This window comes from Pectobacterium fontis (assembly GCF_000803215.1).
Lineage (GTDB): Bacteria > Pseudomonadota > Gammaproteobacteria > Enterobacterales > Enterobacteriaceae > Pectobacterium > Pectobacterium fontis.
Genome location: NZ_JSXC01000043.1, coordinates 1 through 19,888, shown reverse-complemented (window position 1 = coordinate 19,888; position 19,888 = coordinate 1). Strand labels below are relative to the sequence as shown.

The 19,888-nt window shown below is 53.4% G+C and carries 17 protein-coding genes and 1 other RNA gene; 9 read left to right on the top strand and 9 right to left on the bottom strand.

Annotation, left to right across the window (positions count from 1 at the left end):
- Positions 1 to 73: 73 nt before the first annotated feature.
- The gene (gene parC, locus OI69_RS15720; RefSeq protein ID WP_039352441.1) at positions 74 to 2,344 is read right to left on the bottom strand and encodes a DNA topoisomerase IV subunit A; all 2,271 of its coding nucleotides are present in this window, start codon (positions 2,342 to 2,344) and stop codon (positions 74 to 76) included.
- Here parC and OI69_RS19920 point away from each other — a divergent pair.
- Both OI69_RS19920 and OI69_RS15715 read left to right on the top strand, forming a co-directional pair.
- Entirely contained in the window at positions 2,327 to 2,581 is a 255-nt protein-coding gene (locus tag OI69_RS19920; RefSeq protein WP_154715569.1) for a hypothetical protein, read from the top strand. The genes parC and OI69_RS19920 overlap by 18 nt on opposite strands.
- Before the next feature lie 148 nt (positions 2,582 to 2,729).
- The gene (locus tag OI69_RS15715) at positions 2,730 to 5,132 is read left to right on the top strand and encodes a TonB-dependent hemoglobin/transferrin/lactoferrin family receptor (RefSeq protein WP_039352439.1); all 2,403 of its coding nucleotides are present in this window, start codon (positions 2,730 to 2,732) and stop codon (positions 5,130 to 5,132) included.
- 170 nt (positions 5,133 to 5,302) lie between these two features.
- On the opposite strand, the gene parE is transcribed toward OI69_RS15715, so the two are convergent.
- The 5 genes from parE to nudF all read right to left on the bottom strand — a co-directional run bounded on the left by parE (position 5,303) and on the right by nudF (position 9,866).
- Positions 5,303 to 7,198, bottom strand: a complete 1,896-nt coding sequence (gene parE, locus OI69_RS15710; protein ID WP_039352433.1) for a DNA topoisomerase IV subunit B — start codon at positions 7,196 to 7,198, stop codon at positions 5,303 to 5,305.
- Positions 7,199 to 7,282: 84 nt separating this feature from the next.
- Positions 7,283 to 7,864, bottom strand: a complete 582-nt coding sequence (gene yqiA / locus OI69_RS15705) for an esterase YqiA (protein WP_039352432.1) — start codon at positions 7,862 to 7,864, stop codon at positions 7,283 to 7,285.
- Positions 7,864 to 8,691 carry a 3',5'-cyclic-AMP phosphodiesterase gene (cpdA, locus tag OI69_RS15700; RefSeq protein WP_039352429.1) on the bottom strand — a complete coding sequence of 276 codons (828 nt, stop codon included), beginning with the start codon at positions 8,689 to 8,691 and terminating at the stop codon, positions 7,864 to 7,866. Before cpdA ends, yqiA begins: the two co-directional genes overlap by 1 nt.
- Before the next feature lie 106 nt (positions 8,692 to 8,797).
- The gene (locus OI69_RS15695) at positions 8,798 to 9,229 is read right to left on the bottom strand and encodes a DUF1249 family protein (protein ID WP_039352426.1); all 432 of its coding nucleotides are present in this window, start codon (positions 9,227 to 9,229) and stop codon (positions 8,798 to 8,800) included.
- A 4-nt stretch (positions 9,230 to 9,233) separates the two neighbouring features.
- Positions 9,234 to 9,866 carry an ADP-ribose diphosphatase gene (nudF, locus tag OI69_RS15690; protein WP_039352425.1) on the bottom strand — a complete coding sequence of 211 codons (633 nt, stop codon included), beginning with the start codon at positions 9,864 to 9,866 and terminating at the stop codon, positions 9,234 to 9,236.
- Positions 9,867 to 10,202: 336 nt separating this feature from the next.
- On the opposite strand from nudF, the gene tolC reads away from it, so the two are divergent.
- The 3 genes from tolC (at position 10,203) to OI69_RS15675 (ending at position 13,729) form a co-directional block, all read left to right on the top strand.
- Positions 10,203 to 11,591: an outer membrane channel protein TolC gene (gene tolC / locus OI69_RS15685; protein WP_039352423.1), complete on the top strand. Its 1,389-nt coding sequence runs from the start codon at positions 10,203 to 10,205 to the stop codon at positions 11,589 to 11,591.
- A gap of 301 nt (positions 11,592 to 11,892) precedes the next feature.
- The gene (locus tag OI69_RS15680; RefSeq protein WP_039352422.1) at positions 11,893 to 12,558 is read left to right on the top strand and encodes a DUF1190 family protein; all 666 of its coding nucleotides are present in this window, start codon (positions 11,893 to 11,895) and stop codon (positions 12,556 to 12,558) included.
- A 10-nt stretch (positions 12,559 to 12,568) separates the two neighbouring features.
- Complete coding sequence (locus tag OI69_RS15675; protein ID WP_039352421.1) at positions 12,569 to 13,729, top strand: glutathionylspermidine synthase family protein; 1,161 nt, start codon at positions 12,569 to 12,571, stop codon at positions 13,727 to 13,729.
- 56 nt (positions 13,730 to 13,785) lie between these two features.
- Here the strand turns inward: OI69_RS15675 and ygiD are convergent, their stop codons facing one another.
- The 3 genes from ygiD to rsmI all read right to left on the bottom strand — a co-directional run bounded on the left by ygiD (position 13,786) and on the right by rsmI (position 16,174).
- Positions 13,786 to 14,574: a 4,5-DOPA-extradiol-dioxygenase gene (ygiD, locus tag OI69_RS15670; RefSeq protein ID WP_154715568.1), complete on the bottom strand. Its 789-nt coding sequence runs from the start codon at positions 14,572 to 14,574 to the stop codon at positions 13,786 to 13,788.
- A gap of 308 nt (positions 14,575 to 14,882) precedes the next feature.
- Positions 14,883 to 15,261: RNase P RNA component class A (gene rnpB / locus OI69_RS18880), an RNA gene on the bottom strand.
- 25 nt (positions 15,262 to 15,286) lie between these two features.
- Complete coding sequence (rsmI, locus tag OI69_RS15665) at positions 15,287 to 16,174, bottom strand: 16S rRNA (cytidine(1402)-2'-O)-methyltransferase (RefSeq protein ID WP_039352419.1); 888 nt, start codon at positions 16,172 to 16,174, stop codon at positions 15,287 to 15,289.
- Positions 16,175 to 16,235: 61 nt separating this feature from the next.
- Here rsmI and OI69_RS15660 point away from each other — a divergent pair, with 61 nt between their 5' ends.
- From OI69_RS15660 to dolP, 4 genes are read left to right on the top strand one after another with little or no spacing between them, the layout of a single operon-like run.
- Positions 16,236 to 18,257, top strand: coding sequence for a penicillin-binding protein activator (locus OI69_RS15660; RefSeq protein WP_039352417.1), 2,022 nt, complete (start codon positions 16,236 to 16,238; stop codon positions 18,255 to 18,257).
- Positions 18,254 to 18,610 carry a YraN family protein gene (locus OI69_RS15655; RefSeq protein WP_200886929.1) on the top strand — a complete coding sequence of 119 codons (357 nt, stop codon included), beginning with the start codon at positions 18,254 to 18,256 and terminating at the stop codon, positions 18,608 to 18,610. Before OI69_RS15660 ends, OI69_RS15655 begins: the two co-directional genes overlap by 4 nt.
- Before the next feature lie 52 nt (positions 18,611 to 18,662).
- The gene (diaA, locus tag OI69_RS15650) at positions 18,663 to 19,253 is read left to right on the top strand and encodes a DnaA initiator-associating protein DiaA (RefSeq protein ID WP_012773024.1); all 591 of its coding nucleotides are present in this window, start codon (positions 18,663 to 18,665) and stop codon (positions 19,251 to 19,253) included.
- A gap of 11 nt (positions 19,254 to 19,264) precedes the next feature.
- Complete coding sequence (dolP, locus tag OI69_RS15645) at positions 19,265 to 19,837, top strand: division/outer membrane stress-associated lipid-binding lipoprotein (RefSeq protein WP_039352416.1); 573 nt, start codon at positions 19,265 to 19,267, stop codon at positions 19,835 to 19,837.
- The last annotated feature ends 51 nt before the right edge of the window (positions 19,838 to 19,888 follow it).

Sequence of the window (19,888 nt, the reverse complement as noted above, 5' to 3'; positions counted from 1 at the left end):
GGGATGGCAACCAGATATCAAAGAAAGGCGGTATGACACCGCCTTTCTGATATGCACTTATGATACGGAGGATTTATTCTTCGCTGCTGCCAACATCAGCCTGCTGCGGTGCATCTACCTCAATTCGGTCGATACGCTGTAGCCCACGTAGCAACGTGCCTTTCCGCCCGCGTTCGCCCTGATACTTTTGAAGCTCATTCGGACGCAACACCAGCTTACGCTTACCGAAGTAGAGCGTGACGGAAGCCTGTGGCGGCAGCAGATACAGCCAGGTCAGACGGTCTTTACCTTCCGCAAAATCAGCCGAAGAAATGGACACAATCTTATTCCCCTTGCCTTTTGACAACTGCGGCAGATCGGAAACCGGGAACAGCAGCATTCTGCCAGCCGCAGTAATCGCCATCAGCAGGTGATCGTCACCCTTGATCTCAATCGGTGTCAGCGCCTTCGCGTTATCCGGCAGCGTTATAATCGCTTTACCTGCACGATTACGCGCCACCAGATCGTTGAAAGTACACACAAACCCGTAACCCGCATCCGATGCCATCAGCAGCGGCTGATCGTCTGCGGCCATCAGTACCTGTTCAATCGTCGCGCCCGGCGGAGGCGTCAATTTGCCCGTCAGCGGCTCACCCTGACCGCGGGCGGAAGGCAGCGTGATCGGATCCAGCGCGTAGCTGCGACCAGTAGAGTCAATAAACACCACGGGCTGATTGCTTTTGCCTTTCACGGCGGCGCGGAAGCTATCGCCTGCTTTATAGCTCAATCCAGCAGGATCGATGTCATGGCCTTTGGCGCTGCGAACCCAGCCCATTTCCGACAGCACAATGGTGACTGGCTCAGACGGCACAAAGTCATGCTCGCTCATCGCTTTCGCTTCGCCGCGTTCATGCAGCGGCGAACGACGATCGTCGCCATAAGCTTGGGCATCCGCCTGAATTTCTTTCTTAATCAGGTTGCTGAGCTTGCGCTCTGACGCCAGCAGCGCCTGAAGATTATCGCGCTCTTTCGCCAGATCGTCCTGCTCGCCGCGGATTTTCATCTCTTCCAGCTTGGCAAGGTGACGCAATTTCAGTTCAAGGATGGCTTCAGCCTGTGTTTCACTCAGGCTGAACTGGCGCATCAGAACAGGCTTCGGCTCATCTTCCGTACGAATGATATGAATGACTTCATCAATATTCAGGAACGCAATCAGCAAACCTTCAAGGATATGCAGGCGCTTGAGCACTTTTTCCAGACGGTAATTCAGACGGCGGCACACCGTGTCGCGACGGAATACCAGCCACTCGCTCAGGATCTCGACCAGCCCTTTCACGCTGGGGCGGCCATCCAGACCGATCATGTTCATGTTAACGCGATAGCTCTTTTCCAGATCGGTCGTGGCAAACAGATGGTTCATCACCTGATCCATATCGATACGGTTCGAGCGCGGCACCAGCACCAAGCGGGTTGGATTCTCGTGATCGGATTCATCACGCAGGTCTTCCACCATCGGTAGCTTCTTCGCACGCATCTGGCTGGCAATCTGCTCCAACACTTTGGCACCGGAAACCTGATGCGGCAGTGCGGTAATCACCACATCACCGTCTTCTTTTTTCCAGACCGCACGCATACGCACCGAGCCACGACCATTCTGGTAGAGCTTGCGTACTTCATCGCGCGGCGTGATGATTTCAGCTTCCGTCGGGAAATCCGGCCCCTGTACATGCTGCAATAGATCATCCAGCGAGGCTTTCGGGTTTTCCAGCAGCATCACCGCTGCCGCCGCGACTTCGCGCACGTTGTGCGGCGGAATATCCGTTGCCATCCCGACGGCGATGCCCGTGGTGCCATTCAGCAGAATATTGGGAAGACGCGCAGGCAGCATCTTCGGTTCCTGCATCGTACCGTCAAAATTCGGGGTGTAATCGACCGTGCCCTGCCCTAACTCTGACAGCAGCACTTCCGCGTATTTAGACAACCGCGATTCGGTATAACGCATAGCGGCGAACGATTTCGGATCGTCCGGCGCCCCCCAGTTCCCCTGACCATCCACCAGCGGATAACGGTAAGAGAACGGCTGCGCCATCAGCACCATCGCTTCATAGCAGGCGCTGTCGCCATGTGGGTGGTATTTACCCAGCACGTCACCCACGGTACGGGCGGATTTTTTAAACTTGGCGTTGGCATTCAGGCCCAGCTCGGACATCGCATACACAATGCGACGCTGCACCGGCTTCAGGCCATCACCAATGAACGGCAATGCCCTGTCCATGATGACGTACATGGAATAATTCAGGTATGCATTTTCGGTAAACGTGCGCAGCGCAAGGCTTTCTGCGCCGTCATGAGTCATCTCACTCATTTATCTCACTTCCCTCACATCGCGGCGCGATTATTACGCTTTCCGGCACGCCATAGCGGCGGTATGTTTGGCGGGAATAGTACCTTATCTGATGAGGTGATGTCACAGGGAACAATAGCGCACAGAGCCGTGCCGACGCTTTATGCTGGCGATAACGGATGTGAATTCGACAGCGGTATCGATCGCCACGATCCCGTTTCATTAAGAATTATTCATCTTCATTGCAACATTAAATGATAATGCTTAGCATGTTGATAATAGTTATCATTACCACATGATAATGAATGTTATTCGCCGTTTGTATTTCCTTTGCAGACGTTAGCGACCAGCACGCCATGTTTCCCCAACGCCGCTGGCCAGAACAACCTTATAGCAGAGTATCATTATGTTAATTAACAAGAATTTAAATAAAATTCTTCTCACCGGCATCTTGACTGGCGTCGCGCTAAACAGCATGGCAGCGGATAGCACCACGGGTAACAATACACTCAGCGGGAAGAATACAGACACGTCAGCGGCAAAAACGGAACAGACCGACGACGTGATGATAGTTAACTCGCCGAAAATCGAGAAGAAAGCGGGATCAAAAACAACGCTAACCGCCGCAGATATGCAAAAAGAAGGCGGCAACAATTTTGGCACCATCATGCGTTATCAACCTCTGGTGAGCGCAACAGGAGCCAGCGGCGGCAGCAATACCGGGAAAAGCGGCTTTGACCGCGGTGGTTACACGGGCTACAACATTCGCGGCATTGAAAGCAACCGTGTGGCGATCGATACCGATGGTATCGCCCTGCCCAATGCCACAGGCCGTAGCTACGCCAGCCGCGCCGGATTCAATACGTTCGGTATGGGACGCGACTATATCGACCCTTATCTGTACAGTAGCGTCGATATTGAATCAGGCGTCACTTCCGCCGAAAATACCATCAACGCCCTTGGCGGCAGCGTCTCCTTTCGCCCCAAATCGGCCAATGACTACCTGAAAGCGGGCAAGCAGGACTACTTCGGTTTCCAGAGTGATTACGACTCTGCCAACCATGGTTGGCATAATGGCATCACCGCCGCAGGCGGTGATGACGAACTGCGCGGCATTGTCGTACTCAGCCGCCGTGACGGCCAGCAAACACGCAATAACAGCGACGAAATCGCCGCTTACCCTGCGAACTGGCACTCTAACGCCATGTTGGCGTCCGGTATTTGGCAGGCCAACGACGAGCATCAGCTCACCGGGACGCTGGATTATTACCATAAAACCAATCATACCCATTATGACTACTGGGGGAGTCTGCCAAGCGGCAACAACACCATTTACGGCACGGCGCAACAGAGCAGCCAGACACGCCGCTGGACCGCCAGCCTGAAAGATCGCTGGACGCCCGTCAACAACACGCTAGTCGATTTGGTTGATAGCCGCATTTACTTCCAGAATAGCGAATCACACGACAATACCTGGCTACCCGCCACCACAGGGCAAGCCGCGGCAGATAGCCATCGGGTCTATTCCGATTACAATGTCACCACCTACGGCTTTGATACTCATATGGTGAAAAGCTGGGATCGCCACGAATTCAGTTGGGGTCTGAATGCCAGCCAAAGCAAAACAGAGCGCCCGTTCAGGCAATCGCCTAATCAAACGGGTGCCAATAACATCATGCAGCCGGAAGCCGATAGCAACAGCTATACCGTTGGGGGCTTCGTGCAGGATACCGTGACGTGGGATCTGGCGGGGCATGCCTTCTCGGTTGTCCCTGCCGTACGCGCCATTCATCAACGTACTAAACCAACGAATACGGTTAGCCTGAGCGGTGACGGCAGCGTCATCAATGAATCCGATGTCAACACACTGTACGGTAAAGCCAACAGTGATACGCAAATCCTGCCTTCTCTGAGCTTCCTCTATGACATCACTCCGACGCTGACAACCTATGTGCAGTACCGTCGCGGTGCACAGTTCCCGGATGCCAGTCAGCTTTATGGCAGCACCAATCTTAACGCCAACTATGCCGGGCCGTTCCAGTATGCCTTTATCGGCAATAGCGATCTCAAAACGGAAACCAGCAACAATGTAGAATGGGGCTTAAAAGGTGAAGCAACAGAAGGAATTACCTTCCGTACTGCCTTGTTCTACAACACCTATAAGAATTTTATCGCCAACACCCGCTACCGCCGTAGCGCCAACCCCGATAAATTTACCAATGTTCCGAGTAATATCAATACGATATATCAGGCGGAAAACCGTGATAAGGCTTATATCTACGGTGGTGAAGTCAGCAGCAAAATACAGCTAGGCACCTGGTTCCCATCCGTTGATGGACTCAGCACCACGCTGGCGTTTGGCTATACCAAAGGCCAATCGCAATCCCGCTACCTTGGCGACCGTTATGTCGACCTAGACAGCGTTGCTCCGATGAAAGCAGTTATCGGTATCGCCTATGACGATCCTTCCCAGCGTTACGGTGCCGCCCTAACCTCCACCTTCCAGAAAGGGAAGCAGGCGCAGGATACCAGCCGTGAAAGCTATACCAACACGGGCAGCGCTATCACCACATCAAGTACCGAATATATGCGGATTCCCGGCTATGGCATGGTTGACCTGACAGCTTACTATCGCATCAGCAAGAACGTGAAAGTCAATGGGGGCGTATATAACCTGACTGACCGTAAATATTGGGATTATCTCAGCAGCCGCCAGATTGAAACTAACGATCGGCAGGGACAGTATGACCGCGCACTCGCCGTGCAGCCTGGGCGTTCCTTCCAACTGGGTGTGAATGTCGATTTCTAATCCGCTTTACTCACGCGGTATGGCACAGGCGATGCGCTATTCAGGCATCGCCGTCACTCAGGCAAGAACGCGCACCACGGCTTTCTTGCCTTTTGATTTTCTCATACGAGCGGCGTCACGCCGTATTCTATTTCATTATGCCGATATCCTTTTCGGCATAGGCCCAGGCATTACACGTCGATCTCCGCCTTATCGCCTTTCTCTTGCAGCCAGTTGCGGCGATCTTCCGAGCGTTTCTTCGCCAGCAGCATGTCCATCATCGCCATTGTCTGATCGAGATCGTCGTCGTTGATGGTCAACTGCACCAGACGGCGCGTATTGGGATCCAGCGTGGTTTCCCGCAGTTGTAGCGGATTCATTTCGCCCAGACCTTTAAAGCGCTGTACGTTCGGCTTACCTTTCTTGCGCTTAAGCTGCTCCAGCACGCCTGCTTTTTCCTCTTCGTCCAGCGCGTAGTACACCTCTTTACCCAGATCGATGCGGTATAACGGCGGCATGGCAACATAAACGTGCCCGCCTTGCACCAGCGCCCGAAAATGACGGACAAACAGCGCGCACAGCAGCGTCGCGATGTGCAGACCATCAGAATCCGCATCCGCCAAAATACAGATCTTGCCGTAACGCAGTTGGCTAAGATCGTCACTATCGGGATCGATACCGATCGCCACCGAAATATCGTGTACTTCCTGCGATGCCAAGACCTCGTCGGAGGAGACTTCCCAGGTGTTCAGGATCTTACCTTTCAACGGCATGATCGCCTGAAATTCACGTTCGCGTGCCTGCTTCGCCGATCCACCCGCCGAATCCCCTTCCACCAGAAACAGTTCCGTCCGGCTGAGATCCTGCGAGGTACAATCGGCCAGTTTGCCCGGTAATGCTGGCCCACTGGTCAGCTTTTTACGCACCACTTTTTTGGCGGCACGCATACGGCGCTGCGCACTGGAAATCGCCAGTTCAGCCAGTTGCTCCGCAGCCTGCACATTCTGGTTCAACCACAGGCTGAAGGCATCTTTCACCACGCCGGACACAAACGCGGCGCATTGACGAGAAGAGAGGCGTTCTTTGGTCTGCCCGGCAAACTGCGGTTCCTGCATTTTGACCGACAGCACGTAAGCGCAGCGTTCCCAGATATCGTCTGCGCTCAGCTTCACGCCGCGCGGCAGAATATTGCGGAATTCACAGAACTCACGCATCGCATCCAACAACCCCTGACGCAGGCCGTTAACGTGCGTCCCGCCCATTGGCGTCGGGATCAGGTTAACGTAGCTTTCTGTCAGTAGCTCACCGCCTTCCGGCAGCCAGAGTAGCGCCCAATCAACCGCTTCGGTCTCGCCAGTAATCGACCCCAGAAACGGCTTTTCCGGCAGCGTGATCAGGCCGTTTACCGCTTCGCACAGGTAGTCATTCAGGCCATCCTGATAGCACCAGCGCTGTTCGGTGTTGTTAACGTTATCTTTGAAGATGATTTCCACACCGGGGCATAAAACCGCTTTAGCCTTCAGCAGGTGCGTCAAACGGGAGACAGAAAAACGGGCGCTGTCGAAGAATTTCTCATCCGGCCAGAAATGCACGCGCGTCCCGGTATTACGGCGTCCACAGGTGCCTGTTACCGCTAGTTCCTGCACTTTATCGCCATTTTCAAACGCGATGTCATATACCTGACCGTCGCGCTTAACAGTGACTTCAACACGGGTAGACAGGGCGTTCACCACGGAAATCCCTACGCCGTGCAAACCGCCCGAAAACTGGTAGTTTTTACCGGAGAATTTGCCGCCCGCATGCAGGCGACACAGGATCAGCTCAACGGCAGGTACACCCTCTTCCGGGTGAATATCCACCGGCATCCCACGACCATCATCAATCACTTCCAGCGACTGATCGGCGTGCAGGATCACATCAATACGGCGCGCATGACCTGCCAGCGCTTCATCAACGCTGTTATCTATGACCTCTTGCCCCAGATGGTTAGGACGCGTGGTATCAGTGTACATTCCCGGACGACGGCGCACCGGTTCCAGCCCGCTGAGTACTTCAATCGCATCAGCGTTATAACTTGATTGAGCCATAGTTTGCGTTAATTCTTTGAGTTCAGTAAATGGGGTTTAACGAACCGCATTGGGCGATTCGTTTTTCAATGCATACGCGGCGATTCAGTCTGTCGTAAGCCCTAAAAAATTCACAATCGGCGTGAAAAAGTGCTCAAACCCGACAAAGGCATGGTTGCCCCCTGACTCCACAGTTTGACGGCAGGCCGTGTAATACGCGACTGCCTGACGATAGTCCAGAACCTCATCCCCCGTCTGCAACAGCAGCCAGAGCAAATCCGGCGATTCCAGTCGGTCAATCTGCATGACCTTCAGATCGTAAACGTGCCGAGACTCTAGCACATATTGCTCACCGGTGTAGGGGTTCTGGTATTCTCCCAGATGGTCCAGCAGCAGTTCAAACGGCTTCACGGCAGGATTCACCACCACGGCAGGCAGCATAAAGCACTGAGATAACCAGGTAGCATAATAACCACCGAGGGAAGAGCCAACAATCCCCACCGGATGGCCAGCTCGCGCCATAATCAACGATTCCATCATCTCGGCGGCCTCCGCCGGATAAGGTGGAAGCTGGGGGGTCAGCATGTCAATTTCAGGGTGCTGTTCTGCCAGCCACGTTTTCAGTGCCGTCGCTTTCGCCGACTGCGGCGTACTGTTAAAGCCATGCAGATAAAGAAGCGTGGGCATTAGTAACCGTCCGAATCCATGTCAGGCAGGAATTCGCTACCCGACAGACGATAAACCTCCGTTTCCAGACGCCCCTCCGGCAGTAAGTCCAGATAGCGCCATCCCGGTGCGACGTCATCAATGGTGAAGTTGGTGCAGTGCGGTTTGAACTGCACGCAGGTCGAGGGGGTCGCCAGCAAACGGCGACCATGCCAGTCAAAGTCCATCTCCTGATGAATGTGCCCGCATAGCACGGTGTTGACCTGTGGATAGCGATCCAGTACCGCAGAAAGATGGTGCGCGTTACGCAGGCTATGTTGATCGAGCCAGGTACAGCCGGAAGGATGCGGGTGATGATGCAGCAACAGCAACGTAAAGCGATCGGGCTGACTTTTCAGGCTACGCTCCAGCCATTCAAGCTGGTATTCGCTCAGTTCACCGTGCGGCACGCCGAATACCTGGCTGTCCAACAGGATGATCTGCCACTTGTCACCCAGCAACACATGCTTGGACGGTGCAATACCCGCATCGGCCAGCGCGTCTACCATCGCGGGTTGGAAGTCATGATTACCCGGAAGCCATACGCAAGGCGCGGGGAGTTGTGCAATCCCACGCGAGAAATGGCGGTAGGCTTCCAGCGTATGATCCTGCGCTAAGTCACCCGTCGCCACGATCAAATCAAACGCATCCTGCCTGGCCTTGATGGCATCCAGCACCGCGTGATAGCTACGATAAGTGTTGATACCCAGCAAGGTTTCATGCTCGCCCGCAAAAAGATGGGTATCGGTTATTTGTAAAATCCTGACTCTGGCGCCACTCGCCACAGGCAGTGTCAACAGGCTTTCCAAATGGTGTCCTTGGTTACGTAAATCTGTCTCAACCCGTCATCTTTCAACGTGCAGGATACGTTGGTTTCCCCGGTGGCTCGCAAGCCACTTTCCTGCACGTCGAAATCTATTGGGTATCGAAAACCGGTATCGACATCGAACCATACGCCAAACAATATTTTAGCCAATCAGCAAGAAACTGATTAATTTGATGCTTTTCGTCACGCTGGTGTAACTTCTTATTAGGATAATCATAACGTGCTTTGAAGCGAAAGATCTGCTGGCTGGCACACACTTCCGCAACCAACGCGTCATGATACAACCTAACGCTCATCATTGGCAGGCTCCAGTAGCTCACAGCAGGCGCAGTCTGCTTAATTTCGACCAACGAGGTATAGCGGGTAGACTCAAGGATCGTCAGTTGATAGACCGCATTATCAACGTGATAAACCGCGATTTCGCCAACTTCATCAATTTTTGGCAACAAACGTCGCAATTGCATGAAGTTAGTTTCACATAGCCTCATCATGGCCGGGAAATCCGGTGTATAACGTTTCATCAATTCAATCCACCCACGCGCGTTTCAGTTCTTCATGGTGCAACGCTAACCATTGCAAGGCAATGACAGATGCAGCGTTATCAACAATGCCTTCTTCAACCCATTGATAACTTTGTTCCCGGCTAACCACATGTACGCGGATATCTTCATTCTCTTCCGCCAGACCGTGAATCCCTGTCGCCGTGCGGGTATCCACTTCGCCGACCATCACCGCCAGACGTTCACTGGTGCCGCCAGGGCTGGCGAGATAGTTGATTATCGGTCGGCAACGGCCCACCCGTAATCCGGCCTCTTCCTGCGCTTCGCGCCGCGCCACCTCTTCGTGGCTTTCTCCTGGTTCAATCATGCCAGCCACCAGTTCAAACAGCCAGGGAGACGCACTGGTGTCGTAGGCTGCGATACGAATCTGTTCGATTAATACCACTTCATCACGCACAGGATCGTAAGGCAGCAGTACCACGGCATGGCCACGCTCTAAAATCTCACGGCTGACTTCGCCGCTCATCCCACCATTAAACAGGCGATGACGGAAACGGTAACGTTCCAGCGAAAAAAAACCGTCGTACAGCGTTTCGCGTGCAATAATTTCTACATCATCTTTGGTGAAAGTCACTGAATCGGATACGGAAGACACTATGGCTGTACTCCTGTAACAAATATTAATGGAATCCGGTATTGTATGGCGGAATCCACAGTCGTTATACGCACCATGGTTTTTGAACCTTTATCAGGCATGACGTCAGCGCAGTGAGACTACACTCGCCCACGCCATCGTTTTTCGGTACTTTACCAAACCGAGAAACGTCGAACTAAATCACCCAATGAGTCGATTTTCCTGACCATTTGGGCAGATTCCGCTGAAAGATGGCACGTTCAGCCACCTTATCCTATTGGCAGATTCTGATAGAATCGACAATTATTCGTCTACAGACAGTGCTATCATCGCGAGATTGCTGCACAACAAGGAATGCAAATGAAGAAATTGCTCCCTCTTCTGATTGGTCTGAGCCTGGGCGGCTTTAGCGCCATGAGCCAGGCAGAAAACCTGTTGCAGGTCTACCAGCAGGCAAAAAACACCAACCCCGATTTACGCAGCGCGGCCGCAACCCGTGATGCCGCGTTTGAAAAAATCAACGAAGCGCGCAGCCCGTTACTGCCACAGTTGGGAATCAACGCGGGTTATACCTATAACAAGGGTTACCGCGATAGTAATGGCGTCAACAGTAACGAAAAAAGCGCAGCCTTGCAGCTCACCCAAACGCTATTCGACATGTCCAAATGGCGTGCGCTGACGTTACAGGAAAAACAAGCGGGTATTGAAGACGTCACCTATCAGACCGCCCAGCAAAACCTGATGCTGAACACCGCGACCGCTTATTTCAATGTGCTGCGCGCGATTGACTCGCTGTCTTATATCAATGCGCAGAAGCAGGCAATTTATCGTCAGTTGGATCAAACCACACAACGCTTCAACGTCGGTCTGGTCGCCATTACTGACGTCCAGAACGCCCGCGCACAGTATGACAGCGTGTTGGCCAATGAAGTGTTAGCGCGTAATACGCTGGATAACGCGCTGGAATCTCTACGTCAGATTACTGGTAACGTCTATCCGCAGTTGGCTAGTTTGAACATCGAACATTTTTCTACCCAGAAACCAGAAGCGGTTAACAACCTGCTGAAAGAAGCCGAAAGCCGCAACCTGAACCTGTTGTCTGCGCGGTTGAGCCAGGATTTGGCGCGTGAACAGATTCGCTCCGCCGAAACAGGCTATATGCCAACGCTGGATCTCACGGCATCGACGGGCGTGAGCGATACCCGCTATTCTGGCGCAAGAACACAGAACAGCAACTCGTTTAACGATTCAGACGCGGGTCAACATCGAGTTGGCATCAACTTTACTCTGCCGCTTTACAGCGGTGGTGCTACCAATTCTCAGGTGAAACAGGCGCAGCACAGCTACGTCAGCGCCAGTGAGCTACTGGAAAGCGCCCACCGTTCTGTTATCCAGACGGTACGCTCATCGTTTAACAATATCTCTGCCTCCATCAGCAGCATCAACGCTTACAAACAGGCTGAAGTGTCTGCACAAAGCTCTCTGGATGCAACAGAAGCGGGCTATCAGGTCGGTACTCGCACCATCGTTGACGTACTGGATGCCACGACCACGCTGTATAACGCTAAACAGCAGCTCTCCAGCGCACGTTATGATTACCTGATCAACCAGTTAAACATCAAATCCGCGCAGGGTACGCTGAATGAAAATGATCTTCAGGCGCTCAATGCGTCATTAGGTCAACCAGTGTCAACCACGCCAGCCATAACCGACAACGCCGCACCACAGGCCACCTCAGCTCAGCGCTAGTCTGCGAGCCGCGTTTATCGATAAAAAGGGGAAGTGCACTTCCCCTTTTTATGTCGATGCGCTTACACAAGTATGTGATTCGGGTGACCAGTCGTCGAACGCCGCTTGCCGGTGGCCTCGTTAGAGGTGAGACCCAGGAGATGGGGCGAAGGACGAACACAGCCAACCTGAAATAGGATGGGTATAGCAACATAAAAATACCGTCAGTTACACCTAATGTTGCTTTAAATTCAAGCAACATTCTCCTATCCTTACACGCACTTATCGGTTATTGACCGTGGTTTTGCTCTGGGATAAATAAATGAAACGTACAAAAAATATTAATCAGGAAACATTCCGTAAGGAGTGGCGAACGTACCGTTTGGCACCTGTCGCTTTGGCCGTCAGCACCGTATTTCTCCTCGCTGGCTGCGAAAAAACCGATGAAACCGTCTCTCTCTATCAGAATGCAGATGACTGTTCAGCGGCCAACCCTTCAATGAGCGCACAGTGCACTAACGCCTACAATACAGCATTAAAAGAAGCAGAAAAAACGGCACCGAAATATGCAACGAAAGAAGACTGCGTAGCGGAATTCGGCGAAGCACAGTGTACTCAAACACCTGCACAGGCGGGCACGGCAGCAGAATCACAGCAGAGCGGTATGTCCTGGATGCCATTGATGGCTGGTTACATGATGGGCCGTATGATGAGTGGCGGCGCGGGCTTTACACAACAGCCTTTATTCAGTTCAACATCGCCGACCAGTCCAGCCAACGGCAAATTTGTTGATGCGACAGGTAAAAGCTACGGCAGTGCGACAACAGGCCGCACGATAACGGTGCCAAAAACCGCACTGGCACCAAAACCCGCTACCACCTCGACCATCACGCGCGGTGGCTTTGGTGAAACCGTCGCGAAGCAAAACAGCATGCAGCGCAGCAGTGCCAGTTCAAGTTCCAGCTCTTCCCGTAGCATGGGCGGCTGAGGTGTATTGAATGAAACGGATAGAGATTACCGCGCGTCCTGACTGGCAGGAAAAAGCCGCCGAGTTTGGTTTTCGTTTTCACACCATGTACGGCGAGCCTTACTGGAGCGAAGAGGCTTACTACCAGTTCACGCTGGCTCAGATTGAAGAGTTGGAAGAAACCACAGCAGAGCTGCACCAGATGTGTCTGCAAGTGGTAGAAAAGGTCATCAATAGCGACGCGCTGCTGGCTAAATTCCAAATACCTAAACACACTTGGGAATTTGTCAGACAGTCATGGCGCACCCATCAGCCTTCGCTGTATTCGCGCCTCGATCTGGCGTATGACGGCAAGTCCCCTGCTAAGCTGCTGGAAAACAATGCCGATACGCCCACATCGCTGTACGAAGCCGCCTTTTTCCAATGGCTCTGGCTGGAAGATCAAATCAATGCCGGGAAGCTGCCGCCACATTCCGACCAGTACAACAGCATTCAGGAAAAGCTGATTGAACGCTTTGAGGAGTTGAAGCTGAATCACGGTTTTGGCTTGCTGCATTTCGCCTGCTGTCAGGATACGGAAGAAGATCGCGGTACGGTGCAATACCTACAGGATTGCGCGCTGGAAGCGGGTCTGCCGAGCGAGTTTCTGTACATTGAGGAAATCGGCCTCGGAGAGAAAGGCCAGTTTACCGATCCTGAAAACCAGGTGATTAGTAACCTGTTCAAGCTGTATCCGTGGGAATTCATGCTGCGCGAGATGTTTTCCACCAAGCTGGAAGATGCGGGCGTGCGCTGGCTAGAGCCGGCCTGGAAAAGCATTATTTCCAATAAAGCGCTGCTGCCGATGCTGTGGGACATGTTCCCAAATCATCCTAACCTGCTTCCTGCCTATTTCGCGGGAGATGAACATCCTAAGCTGGACAGCTATGTCATCAAACCGCTGTTTTCACGCGAAGGGGCGAACATCCAAATCATCGAGAACGGCAAAGAGATTGCATCAGCCGACGGCCCATATGGTGAAGAAGGCATGATCGTCCAGCAATATCACCCACTGCCAAAGTTCGGCGACAGCTACACGCTGATTGGTAGCTGGCTGGTGAACGATCAGCCCTGCGGTATCGGCGTACGTGAAGATCGCGCCCTCATCACGCAAGATCTCTCGCGCTTCTATCCGCACACTATTTTGGATTAAGCAGAAAATTAACTGTCAGAAGACACGGCGGAAACCGTGCCTTTTTCAGATGGCGCTTAGCTCCCCACCTGCACCGACAGCATACTCAACGATCCCATTTCGAGCCCATCAACTGGAATGCTGATGGGTTCTTGACCGTCCCAGCTTCCCAATACATAGAGCAGCGGAAAATAGTGATCGGGAGTCGGGTTAGATAGCGCAGCGCCCTCGTGCTGCATGAAATTCACCAACGGGTGATCGTCGCCCTGATAAGTCAGGTTATCACGTACAAATTGATTGAATGAGACAGCCCACGGATACGGCTCTGCATCGCCATCCCATTTCACCATCCGCAGGTTATGCACGACATTACCACTCGCCACGATCATGTATCCCTCATCGCGTAGCGCCGCCAGCTTGCGCCCTAATTCGTAGTGATACGCCGCAGGCTGCGTGCCATCCACGCTCAGTTGCACGACGGGAATATCCGCATCAGGATACATCTTAATCAGTACGCCCCAGGAACCATGATCCAGCCCCCATTGGCTTTGATCGGCTACCACCGATATCGGCGACAGAACATCCTGAATTCGCGCCGCCAACGCTGGCGAGCCTGGTGCCGGATACTGGGTATCAAACAGCGCCTGTGGGAAGCCACCGAAATCATGGATGGTACGTGGATTTTCCATCGCCGTCACCGCCGTGCCACGAGTATACCAGTGGGCAGAAACCGCAATAATCGCTTTCGGACGTGGCAACGTCTCACCCAGCATTTGCCATGCCTGAGTATACGCATTGTTTTCCAACACGTTCATCGGGCTACCGTGGCCGAGGAACAGTGCAGGCATCCGGGACGTGTTGTTCATAGTCATATCCTCTGAAAGATGTCAGCGAACGTGCCGCAGCACGCGATAGCCTTACTTTACGCGCTTTATGACACAGAAAAAGTCAGAGTTATGTGATGGAGAACATCAATTAATTTGAAAGGTAATAAAAAGCGTCGTGGACAGTCATTCATCTTGCCTGCCCCATAAAGCAAAACCCTGCCGAAGCAGGGTTTTATGATGAGGGGAGTTGACCGTTAAGCCGCTTTCTTTCATAAAAAGCGTCGTGGACAGTCATTCATCTTACCTGCCCCATAAAGCAAAACCCTGCCGAAGCAGGGTTTTATGATGAGGGGAGTTGACCGTTAAGCCGGGTTCTGTCGTGGACAGTCATTCATCTAGGCCAGCAATCACTCGCTGGCTCAAGCAGCCTACCCGGGTTCAGTACGGGCCGTACCATGTGAACCCCTATTTGGCCTTGCTCCGGGTGGAGTTTACCGTGCCACGAACTGTTGCCAGTCGCGCGGTGCGCTCTTACCGCACCCTTTCACCCTTACCTGATCCCACTTACGTGGGCCATCGGCGGTTTGCTCTCTGTTGCACTAGTCGTAGGCTTGCGCCTCCCAGGCGTTACCTGGCACCCTGCCCTGTGGAGCCCGGACTTTCCTCCCCTCCACCTGTCTCCCCCGAAAGGGACGGCAGTGAAGCGGCGACTGTCTGGTCAACTCCGGCGCGGATAATAGGGTAAATTGCCTTACTTGTCATCCCCCGATTCACCGCCATTACCTTCTTGTTCCAATCCATAGCGATAAAGCGCGTTCTTCTTCACGCCGTGAATTTCAGCCGCTAACGCCGCCGCCTTCTTCAGCGGTAGCTCGGCGCGCAATAGCGCCAGCGTGCGCAGCGCTTCGGAGGATAGCGCACTGTCATCAACCCGATGGCCTTCCACGATCAGCACCATCTCTCCTTTACGGCGGTTCTCATCTTCCTTCACCCAGGCCAGTAATTCACCCACGGGCGCGCCGTGAATCGACTCCCAGGTTTTGGTGATTTCACGCGCGAGCACCACATAGCGACCCGCGCCCAGCACCTCGCTGATATCCTGTAGGCTGTCTAAGAGACGATGGGTGGATTCGTAGAAAATTAGCGTGCGGGTTTCTTCCCCCAGATCGCGCAACGTATCTTTTCGCGCCTTGGTCTTGGCAGGCAGGAACCCTTCATAGCAAAAGCGATCGGATGCCAAGCCGGACGCGGAAAGCGCTGTTATCGCGGCGCAAGCCCCCGGCAGCGGCACCACGCGCACGCCCGCTTCGCGGCAGCGTCGAACCACATGGTAACCGGGGTCGTTAATCAGCGGCGTGCCCGCATCTGAAACCAGCGCGATGCTTTGCCCTGCCTGCAATTTAGCCAGTAACACATCCGCTTTTTGTTGTTCGTTGTGATCGTGTAATGCGAACAGCCGCGCATTAATCGCAAAATGTTGTAACAGCAGACCGGTATGACGGGTATCCTCTGCGGCGATCAGATCAACGCTCGCCAATACCGCCAGCGCGCGCTGCGTGATGTCGCCCAGATTACCGATTGGCGTGGGGACAATGTAGAGGGTAGATGCAGAAATGTCTGCTTGTTGGTCTTGATTCATTGTTTCATCCGGGTTGCCGATTTAATATTGAGCATCTTTTTAAAAAACCACTGGATACAGTATGCTTCCCTTTCATTTCGTCCGTACCCAGGCAGGGCGTGTTATTCCTGTTTTGTTAGCGGCACTGTTTCTCGCAGGCTGTCCAAGCCACGCACCGCAGAGCCCGCCATCCGAGGTTCAGGGCAAAGCTGACGCATCATCTGATTATTATCTGCAACAGATGCAGCAAAGTAGCGATAATAACAAGGCTGACTGGCAATTACTTGCTATTCGTTCCCTGTTACAGGAAGGGAAAGCCCCTCAGGCAAGTCAGCAGTTCAACACGCTGCCAGAAAAATTAAGCCCAGCGCAAAAGCAAGAACAACAGTTACTCAGTGTGGAGCTGTCCATCGCCCAAAACAATATGGAGGCAGCCAAAGCCGCACTGAGTCAGCTTGATATGGGCGCGCTTTCCGATCAGCAAAAGCAGCGTTACTACCAGGCGCAAATCAAAACGGCACAAGGGCGTCCTTCCATTGAACTGCTGCGTGCGTATATCGCTCAGGAACCGCTGCTGAAAGGCGACGAGCATCAGGTCAATATCGATCAAACCTGGCTGACGTTGACGCAGATGCCACCGCAGGAATCCAACTCGCTGCTGATTAATGCGAATGAAAATGTGCTGCAAGGTTGGGTAGACCTGCTCAATAACTATCAGGACAACCGTACCTCTCCCGACCAGTTAAAGAGTGCGCTCCAAGACTGGCAGACGCGCTACCCGCATCACCCGGCTGCGAAAACGCTGCCTACGCAGTTGAATCAGGTAGTCAACTACCAGCAGTCTTCGGTAAACAGCATCGCGCTGCTATTACCGCTTAACGGTCAGGCGCAGGTTTTCGCCAATGCCATCCAACAAGGCTTTAACGCAGCAAAGAACGGTCAGATAGCCACCGCGCCCGTATCTGCGCCTGCTGCCCCGGCAACAAACACGGCGCAAGACGGGCAGGTAACGCCATCATCCGATGGGCAGAATGCCCAATCGCCCGCACCGTACAGCGATCAGACGGTCGCATCGACGACACCAGCACCAGAAGCACAGGCAACAGGCGCAGAGCTGTCCAGCTCGCTGCCAGTGAAAGTGTATGACACCTCTTCGCAGCCGCTGGCTAATATTCTCACACAGGCACAACAGGATGGCGCCTCGCTGGTCATCGGCCCATTGCTGAAAAATGAAGTAGATCAGTTGGTGAATAGCCAGTCACCCCTGAATATTTTGGCACTGAACCAGCCGGAACACGTCGAAAATAGCCCTAACATCTGCTATTTCGCCCTCTCGCCAGAAGACGAAGCCAGAGACGCCGCAAAATTCATCCACCAACAGGGTAAACAGCAGCCGCTGGTCTTAGCCCCTCGCGGCGCACTGGGCGACCGTATCGTCAACGCCTTCGCTCAGGCCTGGAACCAGCAAAGCGGCAGCAGCAGCACGCTGCAACAGCGCGTTGGCAACACGGCGGAGTTAAAACAAGCCATCAATAGCGGTGCGGGCTTAAGCCTGAGCGGTCAACCTGTTAGCATGTCACAGACGCAGGCTCAGCCGGGCACCACCATCGGCGGCTTAACCATTCCATCACAGGTTCAACCGACGGCTAGTTCATCCGTTAGCGGCAATATTGATGCGGTCTATATCATCGCCACACCGGACGAGTTGGCGCTGATTAAGCCGATGATCGACATGCGTACCACTTCACGCTCTCGCCCGGCGCTCTATGCCAGCTCACGCAGCTTCCAGGCGGGATTAGGGCCAGACTTCCGCCTCGAAATGGAAGGATTGCAGTTCAGCGATATCCCACTGTTAGCTGGCGCAAACCCAGCACTGATGCAACAGGTCAGCAGCCAGTTTAAAAATGATTATTCGTTAGTTCGCCTGTATGCCATGGGGATGGATGCCTGGACGCTCGCCAGCCACTTTGGTGAAATGCGCCAGATTCCGGGTCACCAAATCCCCGGCGCAACAGGGATGCTAAGCGCAGGGCAGGATTGCACCATCAACCGGCAGTTAACCTGGCAGCAATATCGTCAGGGTCAGTTGGTGCCTGTTCTCTGAATTCGCGAGCGGCGGGTACAGTTTACGAACAACAGGCTCGACGCTATCTTGAACGTGCGGGTCTGATCTTCACCGCCGCAAATGTTACGCTACGCGGCGGTGAACTGGATTTGATCATGCGCGATCGGCATATCTGGGTGTTTGTCGAAGTGCGCTATCGGCGCAATGCGCATTTTGGCGATGCAGCAGCCAGCGTCACCCGACGTAAACAGCAGCGGTTGCTGCATACCGCCGCCGTGTGGCTGGCGCAGCGAGGTGCCAGCTTTGACACGGTGGATTGCCGTTTTGACGTGCTGGCAATTACGGGCGAGCAGTTCAACTGGATCCCCAATGCCTTCGCTGCACAGGGATAGCATATTTACATCCCATCCTTGATGGACTTCAATTTACTTAGGCTAATTCAACGTGCTGGATAGAATAAAGGTTTGTTTTACCGAGAGTATTCAAACGCAGATTGCAGCGGCAGAAGCCTTGCCTGACGCCATTTCCCGTGGGGCGATTGCCATGGTGCAATCTCTGCTGAACGGCAACAAAATTCTGTGCTGTGGTAACGGAACATCGGCCGCCAATGCACAGCATTTCGCCGCCAGCATGATTAACCGCTTTGAAGCCGAGCGCCCTAGCCTACCGGCGATCGCACTTAATGCGGATAACGTGGTCTTAACTGCGATAGCCAATGACCGCTTGCATGAAGAAGTCTATGCCAAACAGGTCAGAGCGTTAGGCCAGGCTGGCGATGTCTTACTGGCAATTTCAACCCGTGGTAATAGCCGCGATATTGTTAAAGCCGTAGAGTCTGCCGTGACACGCGACATGACGATTGTCGCCTTAACGGGCTACGACGGCGGAGAACTGGCTGGGCTGCTCGGGCCACAGGATGTGGAGATCCGCATCCCGTCACACCGTAGCGCCCGTATTCAGGAAATGCACATGCTGACAGTAAACTGCTTGTGCGATTTGATTGATAACACACTTTTTCCACACCAGAACGATTGAAGGAGCACTACATGAGGATAAGTTCTGCATTTGCCGTGCTGTCTATCGCCCTGCTGCTACAAGGCTGTGTCGGGGTTGTTGCTGTTGGCAGTGCTGTGGCAACCAAAACGGCCACAGACCCGCGTACTGTTGGCACGCAGGTTGACGATGGCACACTGGAAGTCCGTGTGACGAATGCAATCAGCAAAGACGAGCAGTTGAAAAAAGAGGCTCGTATCGTTGCGACGGCTTATCAGGGGAAAGTATTGTTAACAGGGCAAGCGCCGAGCACAGAACTGGCAAGTCGGGCTAAACAAATCGCCCTTGGCGTGGAAGGTGCAGCCGAAGTCTACAACGAGATACGCCAAGGCACGCCGGTTTCAATGGGAACCGCATCCATGGATACCTGGATCACCACCAAAGTTCGCTCGCAGATTCTGGCAAGCGACACGGTTAAATCCTCTAACGTCAAAGTCACAACAGAAAACGGTGAAGTCTTCCTGCTAGGGTTGGTGACACAGCGTGAAGGAGCCTCCGCCGCGGAAATCGCCAGTAAAGTGGGCGGCGTGAAGCACGTTACGACCGCCTTTACCTACCTGCAATAACGTTTTTATCTCTTTAATACGTCTGTCTTTTTAAATCATAACCACCCGCAT

What these genes read in the sequence shown, in the direction of transcription:
- tolC (WP_039352423.1), top strand. Translation starts at nt 10,203, where the DNA reads ATGAAGAAATTGCTCCCTCTTCTGATTGGTCTGAGCCTGGGCGGCTTT.
- parC (WP_039352441.1), bottom strand. Translation starts at nt 2,344, where the DNA reads ATGAGTGAGATGACTCATGACGGCGCAGAAAGCCTTGCGCTGCGCACG.
- OI69_RS15680 (WP_039352422.1), top strand. Translation starts at nt 11,893, where the DNA reads ATGAAACGTACAAAAAATATTAATCAGGAAACATTCCGTAAGGAGTGG.
- dolP (WP_039352416.1), top strand. Translation starts at nt 19,265, where the DNA reads ATGAGGATAAGTTCTGCATTTGCCGTGCTGTCTATCGCCCTGCTGCTA.
- OI69_RS15660 (WP_039352417.1), top strand. Translation starts at nt 16,236, where the DNA reads ATGCTTCCCTTTCATTTCGTCCGTACCCAGGCAGGGCGTGTTATTCCT.
- OI69_RS15675 (WP_039352421.1), top strand. Translation starts at nt 12,569, where the DNA reads ATGAAACGGATAGAGATTACCGCGCGTCCTGACTGGCAGGAAAAAGCC.
- OI69_RS15695 (WP_039352426.1), bottom strand. Translation starts at nt 9,229, where the DNA reads ATGAAACGTTATACACCGGATTTCCCGGCCATGATGAGGCTATGTGAA.
- ygiD (WP_154715568.1), bottom strand. Translation starts at nt 14,574, where the DNA reads ATGAACAACACGTCCCGGATGCCTGCACTGTTCCTCGGCCACGGTAGC.
- yqiA (WP_039352432.1), bottom strand. Translation starts at nt 7,864, where the DNA reads ATGCCCACGCTTCTTTATCTGCATGGCTTTAACAGTACGCCGCAGTCG.
- parE (WP_039352433.1), bottom strand. Translation starts at nt 7,198, where the DNA reads ATGGCTCAATCAAGTTATAACGCTGATGCGATTGAAGTACTCAGCGGG.
- rsmI (WP_039352419.1), bottom strand. Translation starts at nt 16,174, where the DNA reads ATGAATCAAGACCAACAAGCAGACATTTCTGCATCTACCCTCTACATT.
- OI69_RS19920 (WP_154715569.1), top strand. Translation starts at nt 2,327, where the DNA reads ATGAGTCATCTCACTCATTTATCTCACTTCCCTCACATCGCGGCGCGA.
- OI69_RS15715 (WP_039352439.1), top strand. Translation starts at nt 2,730, where the DNA reads ATGTTAATTAACAAGAATTTAAATAAAATTCTTCTCACCGGCATCTTG.